Below are 21,420 nucleotides of genomic sequence, written 5' to 3' on the forward strand. Positions count from 1 at the left end.
CGCCCGATGCACGGGGGTCGAGCTGAGTGTAGCCAAGAATGCTCAGCGCCCCTTCGCGCCTGGCGAGGCGGGGGCAAGGGATGCATGACGTGAGTTCTGGGGTGTTGCAGAGATCGAGCGCCGCCCGCGCGGCGCATCGCGAGCTGCGCTCGCTCCTACGCTTGTTTCGGGCCAGTAACGCCTGTGACAGGCGCGCGCGGCCCCCCTTTTTGTATGACGCAACATCGCGCCATGCGCCAAGGCGTTCGCGCGCAAATCCCACAGGCATAATTGGCACGAAAAAAACGTAGGAGCGAGCGCAGCTCGCGATGCGCCGCCCGGGCGGCGCTCGATCTGACAGGCGCTGCTGCTGTAACGGCCAACGCCTACACACACTGCTTTGCGAGTACCCTTGCTACATGAATTATCTGTTCCCCCTCACCGCCATCCTCATCTGGGCCGGCAACACCGTGGTCACCAAGATGTCTGCCGGTGCTATTCACCCTGCCGAGATCGGCTTCTACCGCTGGCTGCTGGCCGGGCTGCTGTTCACCCCGTTCCTGCTGCCCGCCGTGTGGCGCAACCGTGCCGCCATCCGACCGCACCTGGCCAAGGTGTTCGTGCTCGGCGTGCTGGGCATGGCGCTGTACCAGAGCCTGGCCTATTTTGCCGCCGGCATCACCAGCGCCACCAACATGGGCATCATCCTCTCGCTGATGCCGCTGATGTCACTCGCGCTGTCCATCGCCTGGCTGGGCCAGCGCCTGAGCTACGGCGCCCTGTTCGGCGCGCTGGTGTCGTTCTTGGGTGTGCTGGAAGTGGTCAGCGCCGGCCACCCCGTCAGCCTGCTGCAACAAGGCCTGAACAGTGGTGATCTGCTGATGCTGGTAGCCACCCTGGCGTATGCCCTGTACAGCTTTTTGCTGAAGAAATGGCAGCTGCGTCTGCCACCGATGCAACTGCTGTACCTGCAGGTGCTGGTGGCCATCATCGTGTTACTGCCGTTGTTCCTGCTGTCAGACAAGATCGGCCTGAACAGCCACAACATCGGCCTGGTCCTGTATGCCTGCGTACTGGCCTCGATGATCGCGCCATTGGTGTGGATGCAGGCCGTGCAACGCCTGGGCCCTAGCCGTACCACGCTGTTTTTCAACTTGCTGCCCCTGGTCACCGCACTGATAGCCGCCGTGGTGCTGGACGAGCAACTCGCCAGCTACCACCTGGTCGGCGGCCTGCTGACCCTGGCCGGTGTGGTGCTGGCCGAGCGCTGGACCACGCCAGTGCGCCGCTAAAGCCCTGCGGCCCTCAGCCGCGCGGCGTGCTCGGTGAATAGCCGCACCGGATCGGCGCCTTTGCCCACGGCGCCGAGCGACTGGTTGACGATATCCAGGTGATCAAGCGGGTAACCGTCGCCAATCACCTGCCCCAAGTGCGAGCTGAAACGCCCGACCATACCGTCGCAGTGGCCCTTTTCCCTGACAAAGCTGCGCGCGAACAGGCGGCAGAAACGGCTGCTGCCGTCAAAGCGGTTGCGCCCCTGGTCGGTCAGGCCGGGCTGCAAGGTACCGGACCAGGAGTAGTAGCGCACGCCATTGACCTCATAAGCCCCTTCCCCGCCCCAAGTCTCTGGCAAGCCCTGTGGATAAGCCTGGTTGAACAGCGCCACGCCAGCACTGGTCAGCGACTGGTGCGAGGCGTGCACATCCACTGGCAGCGGATCGCGCCGCCAGCCGGTTTCCAGCCACACCAAAAGCACGGCAAAGCCATGCAGGACGGCCTTGAGGATACGCCCTTGCGGGGAATCGCCCGGGGCCGTGCGCTCCAGGTGGTCGGCAAGCTCCGAGCCATGGTTGGGGCCCGCCACCGAAGTGACCGAAGCCACCCGCCCAGGCCGCTTGGCTGCGGCGTAACGTGCGCTAAGGGCGCCCTGGCTGTGGCCGATGAGGTTGACCTTGTCGGCGCCGGTGCGCTGGCAGATGTCTTCGATGATCGCCAGCAATTGCTCGCCGCGCACCTCGCTGGAATGCAGCGGCGAAACCTGCACCGGGAACACCTGCGCGCCGCCCTTGCGAAGCGCCGGGACAATGCCGAACCAGTAGGGATAGAACACTGCCCGGACAAAGCCGAGCATGCCCGGCACCAGCACCATCGGGTATCGCGTGGCCAATTCCTGCTGCATAGCCCCTGCCCCTTTCCGTGGACGATCGGCCAACACTACAGCGGTCTTCATGACCATCGCAATCGAACTCCCGGCCCGCGCTGTGGTTCCAAACCACACAGACCCTTTGCAAGGAGCGGGACCATGTACAAGCAGACCCTGGCAATCCTTCTGGCAAGCGCCACCCTCGCCGCCTGCGGCAGCCGCCCGGAAAACCCGGTGGACTATGTCACCTACCGCGATGAACCGCTGGTCAAGCAGGTGGAGCACGGCATGACCATGCAAAAGGTCATCGCCATCGGCGGCAGCCCGTCGAACGTGATTGACCTGCCGCACGGGGGCACCTGCAACGACTACATCCTCAACCATGACGGCAAGCAGCAGCCCTACTACGTGCGTTTCGACGCTACGGGCCATGTCGATGCCAAGGGTTTCAAAACGTGTAAACAACGCGAAGAAGACAGCGAAGCCGTACACGGCGCGTAAGTCTTTCGGCACATGCCACGACCACCCTGATGCTTTCGGAGATAAACATGAGTGCGACTGAACTGACCGATGTACAAACCCTGCGCGAACGTGCCCGCCAGCACGTGGAACAAGGCGCGGTGACCGAGGGTTACCACGCCGACCGGCAAGAGATCCTGCGCCTGTTGAACGAGTCGCTGGCCACCGAACTGGTGTGCGTGCTGCGCTACAAGCGCCATTACTTCATGGCCAGCGGCATCAAAGCCAGCGTGGCTGCCAGCGAGTTTCTCGAGCATGCCAACCAGGAAGCCGAACATGCCGACAAGCTGGCCGAGCGCATCGTACAGCTGGGCGGCGAGCCCGACTTCAACCCGGATAACCTGAGCAAGAATTCGCATGCCCAGTATGTGGCCGGCAATTCACTCAAGGAGATGGTGCTGGAAGATCTGGTCGCGGAGCGCATCGCCATCGACAGCTACCGCGAGATCATTCAGTACATTGGCGACAAGGACCCGACTACCCGGCGCATCTTCGAAGACATCCTGGCGCAGGAAGAAGAACACGCTGACGATATGTCCGATCTGTTGCAAGGGCTGTAATCGCTGGGGGCCGCATTGCGGCCCCTTTTCTCACTTCTTGGCTTTCACCGCAGCCGGCGCCTTGCCCGCCTTCATCTGCTGAAGCAACGGCGTGCACTGGTTGGGGTCATCCCCGCTGCTCGGTGCGATCAGCGCCAGCAACCCCGCCGCCGGCCCGGCAACCACCCCCAGTGCCACCATCCCCGCGCCACGCAAAGCCAGCGGTACCGCTTGCACCCCCGCACTCGGCTTGGCAAAGGCACCGCGCACATACAGCGGCGAACGCAGCGAGAACAGCCGCAGCCCTTTCGATTCCGGGGTGACTTTCAGGTCCAACTGCTCACTGGCGAAATTGGCCGTGCCGTTGATGTAGATGATCGCGTTCTCGGTATCGAAGATGAACAGCCGGGTCGTCGCCAGGCCATCCTTGATCCCCACATCGGCCGCGGCGCAGTTGATCTTCACGTCCTCATCACCAAACAGCTTGCCAACCACGTAGTTACCCACGTTCAAACCGGCAATCTCCATCAGGCTGCGGCTGATGGCGCCATCATTGATCAGCATGCGCAGGTCGCCATTGGCGGTACCCAGCAGGGCCGCCACCGAATTGCCACGGCCACTGATGTCAGCATCACCGTTCAACTCACCAAAGCTGGTCTGCATCGGGGCAAAGGTGGGGAACAGCTGCTTGAGCTTGAAGCCTCGTGCCGTCAGCCGGGCACGGCCTTGCAGCGGCACGCTGCGCCCGTCCAGGCGGATGTTTGAAGCCAGGCTGCCACCTGCCACGCCGAAACGCAGGGGATCAAGGCGCAACTGACCATCGTCCAGGATCACGTGGGCCGACAAATCGTTGAACGGTAGTTGCTCGCTGTGCACGATGCGCTTGCCGGCAAAGGTCACGTCGGCATCCATCGCACGCCAGCGCTCGGTGCGAAACTCCTCCACTGGCAGCACCTTGCCAGCTGGCTGCTTGCTGGCGCCGCCACGCGCCTTCTGCTCGGCATTGGAGTCGGCGCCGATCAGTGGCGCCAGGTCCTTGAACAGCAGCTGGTTGGACACCAGGTTGCCAGACAACTTTGGCCGTGGCTGGCTGGCGACGAAGGCGAGGTCGCCATGGATATCACTGTCACCGATCTTGCCGTTGAAACCTTGGTAGTTGAACGTGGCACCTGATGCCGCATGCAGGTTGGCCGTGAGGTGGCCGTCGGTGGAATAGGCAGGGGTGTCAGGCAAAGTGACCCCGGTCAGCGGGTACAGGTTACCCAGGCTGGCACCCGACAGGCGCAGGCGCAGATCGAGTGCGCCCAGGTTGCGCGGATCGGTCAGCGTGCCTGCAAGCACCACGTGTGTATCGGCGATGCGCACGTCGGCCTGTAGCGGGAACGGCTGGCTGGCGTCCTGCAGGGCCAGCAGGCCGCCAAGCTTGCCAGTGCCGGACACCGGCTGGCCCTTGTAGCGGCCTTGGGCCTTGAAGCCAAAGGCGTAGTCCTGTGTACCGCCAGCCTTCTCGGCGCTTGCCTTGCCGACTATGTCACTGAACGGGATCGGCTTGCCCAGCGGGTCGACCTGCACCTTCATGCTGGTTTTCAGGGTCTGGTCGTCGAAGCTGACATTGCCCTGGTCGAAGCCGATGGCGCCAATGTCCAGCTGCCATTTCGAAGGTTCTTCATTTTCATCCTTCGGCCCGAAGTCGAACGTCCAGTTCGCGCGGCCATCAGCCAACCGGGTCAGGCTGGCCGTGGGCCTGGTCAGGTCGATGCGCGGGATGCTGATCTGCTGGAACAGCAGTGGCAGGGGGGCGAGGCGAAACTCCACACGCTCCAGGCCGACCATCTTCGGCTCCTTGAGCCATTCCGGGTTGCCCAGGGTAAGGTCTTCGGCAATGAAGTGCGGCCACGGCACCCAGGCGCGCCAGCCGCCTTCTTCCGGCTCGGTACGCCAATGCACGGCCAGGTTGCCATTGATTGCGAATGGCCGGTGCAGGGCCTCGGAGACCTTTTCGTTGAGCATCGGCTTGACGCGGTTCCAGTCGAAGGTGGCGATCACCACCACCAGTATGGCCAGCACTGTCAGCAGGGTGGCGAGGGTCCAGACGAAGATTCTGGCGGGACGCGTCATTGCGTGATTCTCCTTGCGGCATGGCTCAAAACCGGCACAGCGGTGGCACTTAATAACTCGGACTGACGAAAAACCGTGGGGTTTTATCTGTCGCGTCATGATAGCGAAGTTTTTCCTGGCGGCTTGATCAACAATTCGTCCCGCCAGGCCATGCGTGTGACGCTTCAACGACGAGATCAAAGTGCCACTAAGCGACCTGTATCACGCTTTCTAGAGCACTTTCCAACCTCTATCAATACGGTCGATTGTTACCATTATCCGTATGAACTTCTCTCTGGCGCTACCCGGCGTAGCATTGGCTTCGTACCCACTTTCCAGCCCCCGAGAGGAGCACCTGATCATGAAACGCCACCTGCTGACCCTCACCCTGTCAATCCTGGCTGCCAACGCTTTTGCCCTGCCAGCCGCCGAACAACATCTGACCGCCGAATCCCGCTCTAGCGCTGCAGAAATCGCCCAGCCCCTAAAAACCGTTGCCGAAGGTGGTTCCGATCGCTTGATCGAACAATCCGGCCGCGTTGCAGAAGGTGGCTCGGACCGCCTGATCGAACGATCCGGTCGTGTTGCAGAAGGTGGCTCGGACCGCCTGATCGAACGATCCGGCCGCGTAGCTGAAGGTGGCTCTGATCGCCTGATCGAACGATCCGGCCGCGTAGCTGAAGGTGGCTCTGATCGCCTGATCGAACAATCCGGCCGCGTAGCTGAAGGTGGCTCTGATCGCCTGATCGAACGATCCGGCCGCGTAGCTGAAGGTGGCTCTGATCGCCTGGTTGAACTCAGCCGTGTGAGCTGATTGCCATGGTCGAAAAGAACAACCACTGTCACAACACCTGCTCTCCTCCAGGCCCGGTCATTGACCGGGCTTTGTTTTTTTAACTAGAGTGCCCAGCTTTACCGTCACAGAAGCCCGCACCATGCTGCCGCGCGCCGAACAGAAGCTACAGACCCGCCAGGCCCTGCTCGATGCCGCCTGCCTGCTCATGGAGAGTGGCCGTGGTTTCGGCAGTATCAGCCTGCGCGAAGTGGCAAAGACGGCAGGCATCGTGCCGACCGGCTTCTATCGGCATTTCTCCGACATGGACGCCCTGGGCCTGGCCCTCGTCGCCGAAATCGACACCACCTTCCGCCAGACCATCCGCCTGGTGCGCCAGAACGAATTCGAACTGGGCGGCATCACCGACGCCTCGGTGCGCATCTTTCTCGACGTGGTGGCCGCCCATCGGGCGCAGTTCCTGTTCCTCGCCCGCGAGCAGTACGGTGGCTCACAGCCCGTGCGCCAGGCGATTGCGCGCCTGCGCCAGGACATCAGCGATGACCTCGCTACCGACCTTGCGCGGATGAAGCGCTGGCAACACCTGAACAGCGCCGCGCTGGCGGTAATGGCCGACTTGGTGGTGAAGACGGTCTTCGCCACCCTGCCCGAGCTGATCGACAGCCCGGAAGCGGGTTATCCACAGGCCCTGACTCCGCAGGAAAAGATCACCCAGCAGTTGCGCTTCATCTTTGTCGGAGCGCGGCATTGGCAAGGGCTCGGCAACCCGAGTTGATCGTTAGCCTGGACTGGCCCTAATACCGGCACAGGCTACCGAAAACCCCAGTTCTGCTACCATGGCGCCCTGCCCGACAGCGACGAGCGCCGAAATGTCCGACCCCCGCCCTACCCTGCCCGAACTGGCCCGTTTCAACCAGCACTTCGCCGAGCGCATCGTGCCAATGTGGCTAGGCCCGGGCTGGAATGCCGACATGGCCCTGCCCTACGAAGCGCTAGACGCCCAACACCAGCCCTTGCCGGTGCAGCGCTATCGCGCCATGGCCTGCGCACGCCAGCTGTACCTGTTCAGCAGCCGTATCGAGCAACCGGGCGCAGCCCAACGTGCCGCCGCACTGTTCCGCTCGTTGCAGAAGCACTTCCACGACGCCGAGCACGGTGGCTGGTTCTACAGCATCGATGCCCAGGGCAAACCGCTGGACCGGCGCAAAGACCTGTACACCCACGCGTTCATCGTGTTTGCCTGCGCGCACTATTGGGGCAAGGTGCGCGAAAGCCTGGTGGAATCCACCCTGAATGCCGCGCTGGACATCATCGACCAGCAGTTCGCCCGTGACGATGGCCTGTACGAGGCCACCCTTGGCGAGGATTGGGCGGACTTGGGCAGCGGTCCGCTGCAGAACCCGCAAATGCACCTGGCCGAAGCCTTCCTGCAGGTGCTGGCCGTGCGCGAGGACGAACATGCCCGGCAGTCGCTGCTGCAACTGTGCGCAGCACTGCAAGCGCATTTCATCGAACCCGCCCACGGCCTGATGCTGGAAAAGCCACGCGGGGCTGTGGATAACTGGTTTGAGCCGGGCCACCAGTTCGAGTGGTTCTACCTTCTGGATACCTCGCCGCTACTGCGTGAAACGCCGCTTCATGCGTCCATCGACCGGGCATTCGGCTTTGCCGAGCAATTCGGGGTAAAAGATGCCGCCGTATTGGCAATGCTGAATGTGGATGGCTCGACGCTTGATGCCTCCCAGCGTATCTGGGCGCAGGCCGAGTACCTGCGGGCGCTTACTTTGCGTGAGGGCAGTGAAGCAAAGATAGCTGGGCAGCTAGGCGCTCTTTCAGTGCGGTTTCTGCGTGACGCCGGGTGGTATGAGTGCCGCGGTGGCGACGGAGCGGTCAGCAGGGATGACATGCCATCGACCACCCCTTATCACTTGGCTACCTGTCTGGAAGGGATGAACCGGGCGGACGCCTGACTATTCATAGGGCCAACCTGTGAGGGGGGAGCCTTTCCCTCTGCCGGAACAATCTCCTCACCCCTATGTTGATGCTCCATTTCCGAATTTTCAGGAGTCATCAACATGGATTCAGAAGCCTTCAAGGCATTTGTCGAAGAGCAGATCAACCGAGCGGCGCAAAAGATCATCGATAAGGGCCGCTGCTACGATGAGCACTCCCATGGCAAACTCAGCTACCTGCTAAGCCTGCGGCGTGTCATCAATTGTGAAGCAACGGCCGAGGACATGGGCCTGCATGACGCCATCAATGACATCCATCAAGCGTTAGGCATCATCCCTCACGATATAACCAGCTTCTCCTACATCAAGTGACCGATCCGGCTGCACCGCGAACCGGGCCTTTCCGGTTCGCGGTTTGTGCTTAGCCTTTTGAACGGTCGATCGAGAACCCCGCCCAGTCCTGGCTCACCGGCATCAGCTCCAGGCTGTTGATGTTGATGTGCGCCGGCTGATTGAGGATCCAGAAAATGGTCTCGGCAATGTCCTGCGGCTGGATCGGCTCCGCACCCGCATAGGTAGCATCGTACTTGGCCTGGTCACCGCCGAAACGCACCAGCGAGAATTCGCTCTCGCACAGGCCCGGCTCGATATTGCTCACCCGCACACCCGTGCCGCGCAAGTCGCAGCGCAGGCTCAGCGAGAACTGCCCGACAAAGGCCTTGGTGCCACCATACACATTGCTGCCAGGGTACGGGTAGTTGCCCGCCACGGAGCCGACGTTGAGAATCGACGCGCCGCGACCATGGGCAATCAGGCGTGGCAGGAGCAGGCGGGTGGTGTACATCAGGCCCTTGATGTTGGTGTCGACCATGGTTTCCCAGTCGTCCAGGCTGCAGTTCTGCGCGGCATCCACACCCAGCGCCAGGCCGGCGTTATTGACCAGGCCACGGATCTTTTCAAAGCCTGCCGGCAGGCCGGCGATGGCCTGCTCCATGGCCTTGCGGTCGCGAACGTCGAGAACCAGGCCATGGACTTCGGTCTTGGCCGACAACTCGGCGCACAGCGCGTCCAGACGCTCCTTACGGCGACCGGTTAGCACCAGCTTCCAGCCGGCTTCGGCGAAGCGGCGGGCAGTGGCCTCGCCAAAACCGGAAGTGGCGCCAGTAATGAATACGGTGGACGTCATGCTCTGTTCCTCACGGTAGGTTTTCATGGCAGCTTCGCAGCATGCCCGCGGTCGGCGTTGGCAGCAAGCTGTATAAGCCGCTGTTCATTTTTTGTTCATGTTCTGCAAACCCCTGCCGCAGAGGGCTCCGCGGCAGCTATGCGCATGTTATCCACAAGGCTTTCCCCACGGATTGGGGGCAACTTGTCCACTACGCGGAACCCTTTCAGCGCAGAGTGGTCGGTCGAGCGCTTGAGAGTGATGGCGCAAGGCTTTCAAACATGCTGCCTGTAGCAGTCTGTCCAAGGTTTTTACACAGAGTTATCCACAGACCTTACGCGAATTCCCTGACATTTCAGGAGAATAGAAAAGTGGTGGAAATTCATCCATATGGCGCATGTGATCAAAAAACAACCACCATCCTGGAGGGCTTGTTATCAAAGGGCTCGAGGGAGATGCCACCATGTTTTCCACAGGCGGCTCCACATTATCAGTGGACAAAAAGGGCCTGTGGAAACAATGGCTTGTGGTCAGCTGGAGGCGTGATTCAGTGAGGGGGATGAAACAGGTTGTCCACATTGGCTTCGGGGGCCGCTTTGCGCCTCATCGCGACGCAAGGTCGCTCCTACCGGCCAAGCATCAGCCCCCGAGTGCCACTTAGTGCCCGCCCAGATACGCGTTACGCACCTCTTCGTTGACCAGCAATTCTTGCCCGGTCCCGGTCATGCGGATTTGCCCGTTGACCATCACATAGGCCCGGTCGGACAGTTTCAGTGCATGGTTGGCGTTCTGCTCCACCAGGAAGATGGTCATCCCGGTCTTGGCCAGCTCTCGCAACGTCGAGAAAATCTGCTTGACCACGATCGGCGCCAGCCCCAGCGAAGGCTCGTCCAGCAACAGCAACTTCGGCCGGCTCATCAACGCCCGGGCTATCGCCAGCATTTGCTGCTCGCCACCCGACATGGTCATGGCCCGCTGGTTACGCCGCTCCTTCAAGCGCGGGAACAGTTCGAACATGCGCTGCATGTCTTCGTCCGCATGCTTGTCGCCGATGGGGATGGTGCCCATCATCAGGTTTTCCTCGACGGTCATGTCGGGGAACACCCGGCGCCCTTCCGGCGATTGCGCGATGCCGTTGGAAGCGATGTAGTGGGACGACTTGCGGGTGATGTCGGTACCGCGGTAGACGATGTGCCCGGAAGCCGCCCGCGGCTGGCCGAAGATCGACATCAGCAGGGTGGACTTGCCGGCACCGTTGGCACCGATCAGGCTTACCGTCTCGCCTTCGTTGATGTGCATCGAGACCTTTTTCAGCGCCTGGATCGGCCCGTAGAACACGTCCAGGTCCTTCAACTCGAGAATGGGTGCACTCATACCAGTTCCTCTTCATCGGCACCCAGGTAGGCGGCGATCACCGTCGGGTTGTGGCGGATGTCCTGCGGCGAGCCTTCGGCAATTACGTTGCCGTGGTCCAGCACCACGATATGGTCGGAAATGCTCATGACCATGCCCATGTCGTGCTCGATCAGCACCACAGTGATGTCGTGCTCGTCACGCAGCACGCGAATCATGCTGCTGAGCGCTTCGGTTTCCTGCGGGTTAAGGCCCGCTGCCGGTTCGTCCAGGCAGATGATCTTTGGCCGCGTGCACATGGCCCGGGCAATTTCCAGGCGGCGCTGCTGGCCGTACGACAGTTCGCCGGCCAAGCGGTTGGCACAATCGACCAGGTCGACCACTTCCAGCCAGTAGAAGGCGTGGTCCAGCGCATCGCTCTCCGCCTTGCGATAGGCTTTGGTGTTGAGCACACCCGCCAGCAGGTTTCGGTTGACCCACATGTGCTGCGCCACCAGCAGGTTTTCCACCACCGACATTTCCTTGAACAGCCGGATGTTCTGGAAGGTGCGCGCCAGGCCGGCGCGGTTGACCAAGTGGGTACCGCCGAACATCTTGTAGTACATGCGGTTGGCAAAGCGCGCAGGTGAAACGAAGTCGGCCGCCTGGAAGCGCTCACCGAGCAGCTGGATCACGTTGGTATGGCTACCGCGCACGTTCAGTTCGATGCGCCCGCCACTGGCTTTGTAAAAGCCGGTCAGGCAGTTGAACACCGTAGTCTTGCCGGCGCCATTGGGGCCGATCAGGGCGAAGATCTGGTTGCGCCGAACCTTCAGGCTGACATCGCTGAGCGCCTTGATGCCACCGAACTGCATCATCAGGTTGTCGACCGAGAGAATGATATCGTCGCTCATGGCGCCACTCCTTTACGCGGGGTCACACCGGTACGGCTGATGCGGATCAGCCCACGCGGTCGCCAGATCATCATCAGCACCATCAGCACGCCGAACAGCAGCACCCGGTATTCGGAGAAGCTGCGCAGCAGCTCTGGCGCCACGGTCAGCACGAACGCCGCGATGACCACGCCCACGGTCGAGCCCATGCCCCCCAGTACGACAATGGCGAGGATCAACGCCGACTCGAAGAAGGTGAATGAAGACGGGTTGACGAAACCCTGGTAGGTGGCGAAGAAGACCCCGGCCAGGCCAGCGGTAGAGGCGCCAAGGGTAAACGCCGAAAGCTTGACCAGTACGTGGTTCAGGCCCATCGACCGGCACGCGATCTCGTCTTCGCGCAGCGCTTCCCAGGCCCGGCCGACTGGCATGCGGGTCAGGCGGTGCTTGATGTAGAGCACCGCCAGCACGACCATGAACAGCACCGCATAGATGAACACGAACTTGAGGTTGGCGTTGTATTCGAAGCCGAAGAACTCATGGATCGGCACCCCACCGTCCTTGGCGCGGCGGCCGAACTCCAGGCCGAAGAAGGTTGGCGATGGCGCCGGCATGCCGTTGGGGCCACCGGTGAACGACAGCCAGTTGTTCAGCACCAGGCGAATGATTTCGCCAAAGCCCAGGGTCACGATCGCCAGGTAGTCGCCGTGCATCCGCAGCACCGGGAAGCCTAGAATGCAGCCCGCCAACGCCGCCGCGATGGCCGCCAGGGGCAGCACGCTCCAGAAGCCCAGGCCAAGGTACTGGTACCCCAGCGCCAGGCCGTAGGCACCGATGGCGTAGAACGCTACGTAACCCAGGTCGAGCAGGCCGGCCAGGCCCACCACGATGTTCAGGCCCAGGCCCAGCAGTACGTAGATCAGGCCAAGAATGACCACAGTCAGCAGGTACTTGTTGGCGAAAATCGGGAAGACGATGGCAATCACCACCAGCGCCGGGATGATGTAGCGCAGCCGCGACACATAGTTCGGCGCGCGCACATGCACGCCCGAGCCGCCACTGTCGAAGCCCTCGAGCATGCGCCGCCCGGCAGCGGTCTGCACATACAGGCTGAGCAGGAAACGCCCGAGCATCACCCCGCCGACCAGCCAGGCTACCCGACGAGGTTCGGCGTTGAAGGTATACCCGTCGAGCACCACGCCGACGATCGGGCCGAAGACGATCAGCGCCAGCAAGCCGGCAACGATGGTCTCGAGCAGGCTGCGTTTGATATCGAAACCTTTGGTTTCAGAGGCAGAGGCAATTTTGGCAATCGACATGTTCACACCTTAGCCACGAGCGGGCGACCCAGCAGGCCTTGTGGGCGGAAGATAAGGATCATCACCAGCAGCGAGAAGCTGAACACGTCCTTGTAGTCGGAGTTGATCAGGCCGGAGAACAGCGACTCGGAAATACCCAGGATGATCCCGCCGAGCATCGCGCCAGGCAGCGAGCCGATGCCACCGAGCACCGCGGCGGTAAACGCCTTGATGCCGATGATGAACCCGGCGTAGAAGTCGAAGGTGCCGTAGTTCAGGGTGATCAGCACGCCGGCCAGCGCGGCCATCACCGCACCGATCACGAACACGTAGGAAATCACCCGGTCGGTGTTGATGCCCAGGATCGAGGCCATCTTGCGGTCTTGTTGGGTAGCGCGGCACATACGGCCGAGCTTGGTGTATTTGATCACGTAGGTGAGCAGGCCCATGCCGACAAAGGCTGCCACCAGAATGAAGATCTTGGTGTAGGTCAGTTGCACGAAGCCGGTGCCGACCTCGATGCGCATGGCACCTTCCAGCAGGGTTGGCACGCCTTGCTGGCGAGCGCCCTGGCTGATCTGTGCATAGTTCTGCAGGATCAGCGAAATACCGATGGCACTGATCAGCGGTGCGAGGCGGGTAGAGTTACGCAGGGGTTTGTAGGCGATGCGCTCGATGGTGAAGCCATACACGCCCGTGACGACGATGGTGAACAACAGCGTGCCCAACATCAGCAGGGGAAACGACTCGATACCGAAGTAAGCCAGCAATGCCAGGCTGATCGCCGCAAGGTATGCAGAGATCATATACACCTCGCCGTGCGCGAAGTTGATCATGCCGATAATGCCATAGACCATTGTGTAGCCGATGGCGATCAGGCCATAGACCGACCCGAGGGTCAGGCCGTTGACCAGTTGCTGCAGGAAAATACCATCCATAACGCAATCTCACTGAGCGAGACTGCACGCGTGCCGACCACCAACAGCCACGGATGAAGCGGCCCCAGCAGTGCAGAACCGTGCAGGTCTCCGAATAAGGACAGGTACCGCGGGGGCGTTGGCCCGGGCGCAAGCGCACCCGGGCTGGCAGCCGTTATTATTTTTGTTTATCCAGCTGGTGGTACTTGCCGCTCTTGTCCCACTGGTAGACCACGTAATCGGACACTGTCAGGTCGCCCTTCTTGTCCCACTTCTTCTCACCCATGACGGTCTTCACCGGGTTCGCCTTCAGCCACTTGGCGGCGTCTTCACCCTTGTTCGACTTGGCACCATTGAAACCGGCCGCCAGGGCTTCCAACGAGGCGTAGGCATACAGGGTATAGCCCTCGGGCTCGGTGCCATTCTTGCGGAACTCCTCCACCACAGCTTTGCTGTCTGGCAGCAAGCGCGGGTCGGCGCCGAAGGTCATGTACACGCCATCGACGTACTGTGCGCCGCCTGCGGTGGATACCAGTTCATCGGTGACGATGCCGTCATCGGACATGAACTTGACGTCCTTCAGGCCCTGCTCGCGCAGCTGGCGTACCAGCGGACCGGCTTCCGGGTGCAGGCCGCCGAAGTAGACCACGTCGGCACCGGCCGCGCGGATCTTGGTGACCACGGCGCTGAAGTCTTTCTCGCCACGGGTCAGGCCTTCGTACAGCACAGGCTCCACGCCGCGTTTCTTCAGCTGAGCCTTGGTCGCGTCAGCCAGGCCTTGGCCGTAGGTGTCCTTGTCGTGCAACACCGCGACCTTCTTGCCCTTGAGCACGTCGACGATGTAGTCGCCAGCGACGATACCCTGCTGGTCGTCACGGCCGCACATGCGGAACATGGCGCTCAGGCCGCGCTCAGTGACCTGTGGGTTGGTGGAGCCTGGGGTGATGGCGATTACGCCCGCCTCGTCATATACCTCGGACGCCGGGATCGTGTTGGAGGAACAGAAGTGGCCCACTACGCCGATCACCTTGTCCTGGTCGACCAGTCGGTTGGCCACGGCCACAGCCTGCTTCGGCTCGCAGGCGTCATCGCCCTTCACCAGGACGATTTTCTCGCCATTCACGCCACCGGCGGCGTTGATCTTGTCGGCCGCAGCCTGCGCACCTTTCATGTACTGCTCGCCAAACGCTGCGTTGGCACCGGTCATTGGGCCCGCTACACCGATCTTGACGTCGGCCTGAACATACGAAGAAACACCCAGTGCCGTAGCTACGGCCAGAGCCAGGAAACCTTTCTTGTAAAACGTCTGCGACATGAGGTGGTGCTCCTAGAGTTTTTTTTGGTTGGCACTACAACTTCTCAGCCCTGTGCTCAGAGCAAGGGCCGTGCCATCGGTTTTGTATTCCGGGAAAACACACTGTGCCAGGCGCCCGCAGGCGACCGACGGCCTTTCCTTTATTGCGCGTGCAACCGTCTGCCACGCGGCAGGCGCCACCACACGTACAGACAAGGAGCAACCATCGAGTGCCATCATTGCAACCCTGGCAAGTGTTTACGTGCAACCGCCCTGTAACAACGGACGTCACCGAACTGCACACCGCTGGTGCGCAACTGCTACAGGCGGCACCGTTTCAAGGCTAGCTGGCGCACGGAAAAACACCTCTGTTTTGGCAGATCCGCGGCCCTGTAGGCGCGGGTTCACCCGCGAAGAGGCCAGCCCAGACACAACGAGGCCCAAAAGGCTGGCACAATGTCGGCCACTCGCCGCTTCCGGAGCCCCCTTGATGAGCGAAAGCGCATTCGCCGAGCGCATCGTGCACAACCTGCTCGACACCGACTTCTACAAACTCACCATGATGCAGGGCGTGCTGCACAATTACCCGGACGCCGACGTCGAATGGGAATTCCGCTGCCGCAATGGCGAGGATCTGCGCCCCTATCTCGGCGAGATCCGCAACCAGCTCGACTTGCTCAGCGACCTCACCCTGGATGATGGCCAACTGGGCTTCCTTGAGCGCATCAGTTTCCTCAAGCCCGACTTCCTGCGCTTTCTGCGGCTGTTCCGTTTCAACCTGCGCTACGTGCGCATTGGCATCGAGAACGACCAGCTGTTTCTGCGCCTGAAAGGCCCGTGGCTGCATGTGATCCTCTTCGAGGTGCCGCTGCTGGCGATCGTCAGCGAAGTGCGCAACCGCCATCTGCACCCGCACATGCGCCTGGCCGAGGCACGCGACCAGCTGTACCGCAAGTTCGACTGGCTGCGCGCGCATGCCAGCGACGACGAGCTGGCCGAACTGCAGGTGGCCGACTTCGGCACCCGCCGGCGTTTCTCCAGCCGTGTGCAGGAAGAAGTGGTACGGGTGCTGCGCGACGACTTCCCGGGCCGCTTTGTCGGCACCAGCAACGTCGACTTGGCATGGAAACTGGATAGCAAGCCATTGGGCACCATGGCCCACGAGTGGATCATGGCCCACCAGCAACTCGGGCCGCGGCTGATCGACAGCCAGATCGCCGCGCTGGACTGCTGGGTACGCGAGTACCGCGGCCTGCTGGGTATTGCCTTGACCGACTGCATCACCATGGATGCCTTCCTGGGCGATTTCGACTTGTACTTCGCCAAGCTGTTCGACGGCTTGCGCCACGACTCGGGCGAGCCGGTGGCCTGGGCGGAAAAGGCCATTGCCCACTACCAGAAACTGGGTATCGACCCGATGACCAAGACCTTGGTGTTCTCCGACGGCCTCAACCTGACCCGCGCACTGGAAATCTTCCGTGCCCTGCGCGGTCGCATCAACGTCAGTTTCGGCATCGGTACCAACCTCACGTGCGATATCCCGGGTGTGGTGCCCATGAGCATCGTGCTTAAAATGACCGACTGCAACGGCGCACCGGTGGCGAAGATCTCTGATGAAGCCGCCAAGACCCAATGCCGCGACGAGAACTTCGTTGCCTACATGCGTCACGTATTCAAAGTCCCCAGCAAGGAGTAACCCATGCAAGCGGTTCAGCAAGAGATTGCCCAGGCGCTGAAGGTACAGCCGCCATTCGCCGACGCTGCCGCGCTCGAGGCCGAGGTCACCCGGCGCGTGGCGTTCATCAAGGACTGCCTGGCCAACGCCCGGCTCAAGACCCTGGTACTGGGCATCAGCGGCGGCGTCGACTCGCTGACCGCCGCCCTGCTCGCCCAGCGCGCCATCAACGAGCTGCGCGCCGAAACCGGCGACAAGGGGTACACCTTCATTGCCGTGCGCCTGCCGTATCAGGTACAGCATGACGAGCATGATGCCCAGGCCTGCCTTGAAGTGATCAAGGCCGATGAAGTGCACACCGTGGACATCGCCCCGGCGGTGCGTGCGTTGGCAACTGAAGTGGTGGCGCTGAAGAACGGCTCGCCGACGTTGGTGGACTTCGTGGTTGGCAACGTCAAGGCACGCACCCGCATGGTCGCCCAGTACACCATCGCTGGCGCCCGCGCAGGTCTGGTGATCGGAACCGACCACGCCGCCGAGGCGGTGATGGGCTTCTTTACCAAGTTTGGTGATGGTGCCTGCGACCTGGCCCCGCTGAGCGGGCTGGTAAAAAACCAGGTACGGGCCATTGCGCGCAGCTTCGGTGCGCCGGAATCACTGGTGGAGAAGGTGCCAACGGCCGACCTGGAAGACCTGGAGCCGGGCAAGCCGGACGAGGCGTCACATGGCGTGACCTACGCGCAGATCGATGCCTTCCTGCATGGGCAGCCGGTTGACCAGGCAGCGTTCGACATCATCGTCGCCACCTACCGCAAGACCCAGCACAAGCGCGAACTGCCGTTCGCCCCTTGATAAGGCCATAGAAGGACCTGTGGGAGCAGGTTCACCCGCTCCCACAGGGTTCACCGTCAGCCTTTGATTACTTGACGATGACCTTGCCTTTCATCATCGAGATGTGGCCCGGGAAAGTGCAGAAGAAGCTGTAGTCACCACCGGCTTCCAGCTTGGAGGTGTCGACCTTCACTTCGGTTTCTTTCTCCGGCGCGCCGATCATCTTGGTGTGGGCGATGATCGCGGCGTTGTCAGCCTTCAGGTAGTCCTTCTCCAGACCCTGGCTCATACCTTCAGTGGCAATGGCCTGCATGTCGGCAGTCTTGCTGATCACCAGGTTGTGGCCCATGACGTTCTTCGGCAGGCTGCCAGAGTGGGTCAGTTTGACGGTGAATTCCTTGCAGCTCTTGTCGACAGTGAATTCCTTGCTGGTGTAGGACATCTGGTCAGTCGAGTCGACAGTGACCGAGCACTCGGCGGCGAAGACAGAAGCGCTGGCGAGGGTCAGCAGGGATACCGCTACAGCTTTCGCAAACATCATGAATCTCCTTGGCAGGGTTTTATCAATTGCGAGACTGCCTGAAACCGTTCAGCCCCTTGCTGATATGGGTCAAGGGGGTGTCAAGCGGTCAGCCAGTAGAATTGTTCAATGGATTGTATACAACCAATCTAAGGGCACATCATGCCCTTTTATTAGACGATGGGACAACCAATCATTTAGGAGCAATACCAAATGCCCATCTCCAGCTTCCTCAACAGCCTGCTTGCTGCCTACGCCCACGGGGCCACAGGAGCAATCTGCGAATTCTCCCGACCAGAATGAACCCGGCCTTGGAAGCGACGGGCATGCGCCGTACCCTGTGCGCCTGAGTGACAGGAGATGAGCAATGCCCGTACGTTCCGTTTGTGTATTCTGCGGCGCCAGCATGGGCGCCAACTCTGCCTACCGTGAAGCAGCCGTCGCGCTAGGCCAGGCCATTGCCCGCCGTGGCTTGACCCTGGTGTATGGCGGTGGCGCAGTCGGCTTGATGGGCGTGGTAGCCGACGCGGCCATGGCGGCCGGCGGCGAAGTGGTCGGGATCATTCCGCAGAGCCTGCTGGACGCTGAAGTCGGCCACAAAGGCCTGACCCGGCTGGAAGTGGTGGATGGTATGCATGCACGCAAGGCCCGCATGGCCGAGCTAAGCGACGCCTTCATTGCCTTGCCGGGTGGCCTGGGTACGCTGGAGGAACTGTTCGAAGTGTGGACCTGGGGGCAGCTGGGCTATCACGCCAAGCCACTCGGGCTCCTGGACGTGAACCGTTTCTACGACAAGCTGGGCGGGTTCCTCGACCATATCGTCGAAGAAGGCTTCGTGCGCCCGCAACACCGGGCGATGTTACTGCTGGGGCAGCAGCCGGACGAGCTGCTGGACGGGATGGACAGCTTTGTGGCGCCGGTCGCGCCTAAGTGGGTCGACAAGCAGCCTGATTGAAGCTGAGACTTTTGGGACCGCTTCGCGGTCCTTTCGCGACACAAGGCCGCTCCCACAAAAGCACTGCGTACAGCCGATCAATATGGGAGCGGCCTTGTGTCGCGATGGGCTGCAAAGCAGCCCCAATAGTCGATCAGTTAACGCGGAATGACAGGCTGGCGCGGCTTCTTGTTGCCCTTGCCGCCCTTGCTCGCCTCTTTGCGCTCCTTGGCCGCCTGCTGGTTACGCGCAAACGCTTCGGCCTTGGCCTTCTCGCGCTTGTCCCACGGCTTGCTGCCATCGCTTGCACGCGGTGGCAGGCCAGTGTGCTGGGTGAGGATCTTCTGATCCTTGCCCACCTTGTGGCTGCCGGCCGGCGTCGAGTTCTTGCGGCGCGCGCTCTGGTAGCTGTCGGTCTGCGGCTGGTGCGCCGGGATCAACTGGTGCTTGCCTGGCCCGATCAAATCGGCTCGGCCCATACGTTCCAGCGCTTCACGCAGCATCGGCCAGCCCTTCGGGTCGTGGTACCGCAGGAACGCCTTGTGCAGGCGGCGCTGCTCGTCGCTCTTGACGATCTCCACCCCTTCGCTCTTGTAGGTCACCTTGCGCAGCGGGTTCTTGCCTGAGTGGTACATGGCCGTAGCCGAGGCCATTGGCGATGGGTAGAACGCCTGTACCTGGTCGGCACGGAAGCCATTGCCCTTCAGCCACAGGGCCAGGTTCATCATGTCTTCGTCGGTGGTACCGGGGTGCGCGGCAATGAAGTACGGGATCAGGTACTGCTCCTTGCCCGCTTCTTTCGAGAATTTCTCGAACATGCGCTTGAAGCGGTCATAGGTGCCGATACCCGGCTTCATCATCTTGTCCAGCGGGCCGCGCTCGGTGTGCTCCGGGGCAATCTTCAGGTAGCCGCCAACGTGGTGGGTGACCAGTTCCTTGACGTACTCCGGCGATTCCACCGCCAGGTCGTAGCGCAGGCCGGAAGCAATCAGGATCTTTTTCACACCCGGCAAGGCACGGGCCTTGCGGTACAGCTCGATCAGGGAGCTGTGGTCGGTGTTGAGGTTTTCGCAGATGCCCGGGAACACGCACGATGGCTTGCGGCAGTGCTTCTCGATCTCGTGGCTCTTGCAGGCGATGCGATACATGTTGGCGGTCGGCCCGCCAAGGTCGGAGACCACGCCGGTAAAGCCCGGCACCTTGTCACGCATCTCTTCGATTTCGTGCAGGATCGACTCGTGCGAGCGGTTCTGGATGATGCGGCCTTCATGCTCGGTGATCGAGCAGAAGGTACAGCCACCGAAGCAGCCACGCATGATGTTCACCGAGAAGCGGATCATCTCGTAGGCCGGGATGCGCTCCTTGCCGTAGGCGGGGTGCGGCACACGGGCGTACGGCATGCCGAACACGTAGTCCATTTCCTCGGTGCTCATCGGGATGGGTGGTGGGTTGAACCACACATCCACTTCGCCGTGCTTCTGTACCAGGGCACGGGCGTTGCCCGGGTTGGTCTCCAGGTGCAGCACGCGGTTGGCGTGGGCATAGAGCACCGGGTCGTTACGCACCTTTTCGAACGATGGCAGGCGGATCACCGACTTTTCCCGGGTCACGGCCGGGCTGTCGAGAATTTGCACCACCTTGGCTTCGTTCGGGTCTTCCTGGTCGCCCTTGGCCTGCTCGATGGCGCAGGCCTGGGTGTCCTGGGTGTTCACGTACGGGTTGATGATCTTGTCGACGCGACCTGGGCGGTCGATACGGGTGGAGTCGATCTCGTACCAGCCCTGCGGGGTATCGCGGCGCACGAAGGCAGTGCCGCGCACGTCGGTGATGGTTTCGATCTTCTCGCCGCTGGACAGGCGCTGCGCCACCTCGACCACCGCGCGCTCGGCGTTGCCGAACAGCAGGATGTCGGCGCTGGCGTCGATCAGGATCGAGTGACGAACCTTGTCCTGCCAGTAGTCGTAGTGGGCGATGCGGCGCAGCGAAGCCTCGATGCCGCCGAGCACGATCGGCACATGCTTGTAGGCTTCCTTGCAGCGCTGGCTGTACACCAGGCTGGCACGGTCCGGACGGCTGCCGGCCAGGCCACCAGGGGTGTAGGCATCGTCGGAACGGATCTTCTTGTCCGCGGTGTAGCGGTTGATCATCGAGTCCATGTTGCCGGCGGCCACGCCGAAGAACAGGTTCGGTTCGCCGAGCTTCATGAAGTCGTCTTTCGACTGCCAGTTCGGCTGGGCGATGATGCCCACGCGGAAGCCCTGGGCCTCCAGCAGACGGCCAATGATGGCCATACCAAACGACGGATGATCGACGTAGGCATCACCGGTCACGATGATGATGTCGCAGGAATCCCAGCCGAGCAGATCCATCTCCTCCCTGCTCATTGGCAGGAAAGGTGCTGGCCCGAAGCATTCGGCCCAGTACTTGGGATAGTCGTAGAGTGGTTTGGCTGCTTGCATGTCAGTGACCGGTTCTGGTGTGCAGGGAAATCGCGGGCGCGGAATATAGCACAAATTTTGACCAAATCCGACTGGATTCG

20 protein-coding genes are annotated in these 21,420 nt (G+C 61.6%); 10 read left to right on the top strand and 10 right to left on the bottom strand.

Annotated elements, in window-relative coordinates:
- Nucleotides 1–398 precede the first annotated feature (398 nt).
- Complete coding sequence (locus tag DMX11_RS24695; RefSeq protein ID WP_110748056.1) at nt 399–1,271, top strand: DMT family transporter; 873 nt, start codon at nt 399–401, stop codon at nt 1,269–1,271.
- Here the strand turns inward: DMX11_RS24695 and DMX11_RS24700 are convergent.
- Nucleotides 1,268–2,158: a triacylglycerol lipase gene (locus DMX11_RS24700; RefSeq protein WP_110748059.1), complete on the bottom strand. Its 891-nt coding sequence runs from the start codon at nt 2,156–2,158 to the stop codon at nt 1,268–1,270. The genes DMX11_RS24695 and DMX11_RS24700 overlap by 4 nt on opposite strands.
- Before the next feature lie 123 nt (nt 2,159–2,281).
- Between DMX11_RS24700 and osmE the strand changes: the two genes are divergently transcribed.
- Nucleotides 2,282–2,623: an osmotically-inducible lipoprotein OsmE gene (osmE, locus tag DMX11_RS24705; RefSeq protein ID WP_009683294.1), complete on the top strand. Its 342-nt coding sequence runs from the start codon at nt 2,282–2,284 to the stop codon at nt 2,621–2,623.
- Nucleotides 2,624–2,670: 47 nt separating this feature from the next.
- Nucleotides 2,671–3,201: a bacterioferritin gene (locus DMX11_RS24710; RefSeq protein WP_110748063.1), complete on the top strand. Its 531-nt coding sequence runs from the start codon at nt 2,671–2,673 to the stop codon at nt 3,199–3,201.
- Nucleotides 3,202–3,231: 30 nt separating this feature from the next.
- Here the strand turns inward: DMX11_RS24710 and DMX11_RS24715 are convergent, their stop codons facing one another.
- Nucleotides 3,232–5,298, bottom strand: coding sequence for an AsmA family protein (locus tag DMX11_RS24715; RefSeq protein WP_110748066.1), 2,067 nt, complete (start codon nt 5,296–5,298; stop codon nt 3,232–3,234).
- Nucleotides 5,299–5,638: 340 nt separating this feature from the next.
- On the opposite strand from DMX11_RS24715, the gene DMX11_RS24720 reads away from it, so the two are divergent.
- From DMX11_RS24720 to DMX11_RS24735, 4 genes are all read left to right on the top strand, one after another.
- On the top strand, nt 5,639–6,091 hold the full coding sequence (locus DMX11_RS24720; protein WP_110748070.1) for a phage infection protein: 453 nt from the start codon (nt 5,639–5,641) through the stop codon (nt 6,089–6,091).
- A gap of 121 nt (nt 6,092–6,212) precedes the next feature.
- Nucleotides 6,213–6,845: a TetR family transcriptional regulator gene (locus tag DMX11_RS24725; RefSeq protein WP_110748073.1), complete on the top strand. Its 633-nt coding sequence runs from the start codon at nt 6,213–6,215 to the stop codon at nt 6,843–6,845.
- 94 nt (nt 6,846–6,939) lie between these two features.
- Nucleotides 6,940–8,040 carry an AGE family epimerase/isomerase gene (locus tag DMX11_RS24730; protein ID WP_110748077.1) on the top strand — a complete coding sequence of 367 codons (1,101 nt, stop codon included), beginning with the start codon at nt 6,940–6,942 and terminating at the stop codon, nt 8,038–8,040.
- Nucleotides 8,041–8,145: 105 nt separating this feature from the next.
- The gene (locus tag DMX11_RS24735) at nt 8,146–8,394 is read left to right on the top strand and encodes a hypothetical protein (protein ID WP_110748081.1); all 249 of its coding nucleotides are present in this window, start codon (nt 8,146–8,148) and stop codon (nt 8,392–8,394) included.
- Between the two features lie 49 nt (nt 8,395–8,443).
- On the opposite strand, the gene DMX11_RS24740 is transcribed toward DMX11_RS24735, so the two are convergent.
- The 6 genes from DMX11_RS24740 to DMX11_RS24765 all read right to left on the bottom strand — a co-directional run bounded on the left by DMX11_RS24740 (nt 8,444) and on the right by DMX11_RS24765 (nt 14,942).
- Nucleotides 8,444–9,208 carry an SDR family oxidoreductase gene (locus DMX11_RS24740; RefSeq protein ID WP_110748084.1) on the bottom strand — a complete coding sequence of 255 codons (765 nt, stop codon included), beginning with the start codon at nt 9,206–9,208 and terminating at the stop codon, nt 8,444–8,446.
- A gap of 636 nt (nt 9,209–9,844) precedes the next feature.
- Nucleotides 9,845–10,561 (bottom strand): ABC transporter ATP-binding protein, encoded by a 717-nt coding sequence (locus tag DMX11_RS24745; protein ID WP_110748087.1) that lies wholly within the window; start codon nt 10,559–10,561, stop codon nt 9,845–9,847.
- On the bottom strand, nt 10,558–11,433 hold the full coding sequence (locus tag DMX11_RS24750) for an ATP-binding cassette domain-containing protein (protein WP_110748090.1): 876 nt from the start codon (nt 11,431–11,433) through the stop codon (nt 10,558–10,560). The genes DMX11_RS24745 and DMX11_RS24750 overlap by 4 nt, the downstream gene beginning before the upstream one ends.
- Nucleotides 11,430–12,731, bottom strand: a complete 1,302-nt coding sequence (gene livM / locus DMX11_RS24755; protein ID WP_003249592.1) for a high-affinity branched-chain amino acid ABC transporter permease LivM — start codon at nt 12,729–12,731, stop codon at nt 11,430–11,432. Before livM ends, DMX11_RS24750 begins: the two co-directional genes overlap by 4 nt.
- Nucleotides 12,732–12,733: 2 nt before the next feature.
- The gene (locus DMX11_RS24760; RefSeq protein ID WP_054887845.1) at nt 12,734–13,648 is read right to left on the bottom strand and encodes a branched-chain amino acid ABC transporter permease; all 915 of its coding nucleotides are present in this window, start codon (nt 13,646–13,648) and stop codon (nt 12,734–12,736) included.
- A gap of 157 nt (nt 13,649–13,805) precedes the next feature.
- A complete protein-coding gene (locus tag DMX11_RS24765; RefSeq protein WP_110748093.1) occupies nt 13,806–14,942 on the bottom strand; it encodes a branched-chain amino acid ABC transporter substrate-binding protein in 1,137 nt (378 codons plus the stop codon).
- A gap of 469 nt (nt 14,943–15,411) precedes the next feature.
- Here DMX11_RS24765 and pncB point away from each other — a divergent pair, with 469 nt between their 5' ends.
- The gene (gene pncB / locus DMX11_RS24770) at nt 15,412–16,617 is read left to right on the top strand and encodes a nicotinate phosphoribosyltransferase (protein ID WP_110748096.1); all 1,206 of its coding nucleotides are present in this window, start codon (nt 15,412–15,414) and stop codon (nt 16,615–16,617) included.
- 3 nt (nt 16,618–16,620) lie between these two features.
- Nucleotides 16,621–17,448 (top strand): ammonia-dependent NAD(+) synthetase, encoded by an 828-nt coding sequence (nadE, locus tag DMX11_RS24775; protein WP_110748100.1) that lies wholly within the window; start codon nt 16,621–16,623, stop codon nt 17,446–17,448.
- 67 nt (nt 17,449–17,515) lie between these two features.
- Here the strand turns inward: nadE and azu are convergent, their stop codons facing one another.
- Nucleotides 17,516–17,965 carry an azurin gene (gene azu / locus DMX11_RS24780; RefSeq protein ID WP_110748103.1) on the bottom strand — a complete coding sequence of 150 codons (450 nt, stop codon included), beginning with the start codon at nt 17,963–17,965 and terminating at the stop codon, nt 17,516–17,518.
- A gap of 349 nt (nt 17,966–18,314) precedes the next feature.
- On the opposite strand from azu, the gene DMX11_RS24785 reads away from it, so the two are divergent.
- Nucleotides 18,315–18,902, top strand: coding sequence for a TIGR00730 family Rossman fold protein (locus DMX11_RS24785; RefSeq protein ID WP_110748107.1), 588 nt, complete (start codon nt 18,315–18,317; stop codon nt 18,900–18,902).
- 137 nt (nt 18,903–19,039) lie between these two features.
- Here DMX11_RS24785 and DMX11_RS24790 read toward each other — a convergent pair whose 3' ends face one another.
- Complete coding sequence (locus tag DMX11_RS24790; protein ID WP_110748112.1) at nt 19,040–21,340, bottom strand: YgiQ family radical SAM protein; 2,301 nt, start codon at nt 21,338–21,340, stop codon at nt 19,040–19,042.
- Nucleotides 21,341–21,420: the final 80 nt, after the last annotated feature.

The organism is Pseudomonas sp. LB-090624 (genome assembly GCF_003205205.1).
GTDB lineage: Bacteria > Pseudomonadota > Gammaproteobacteria > Pseudomonadales > Pseudomonadaceae > Aquipseudomonas.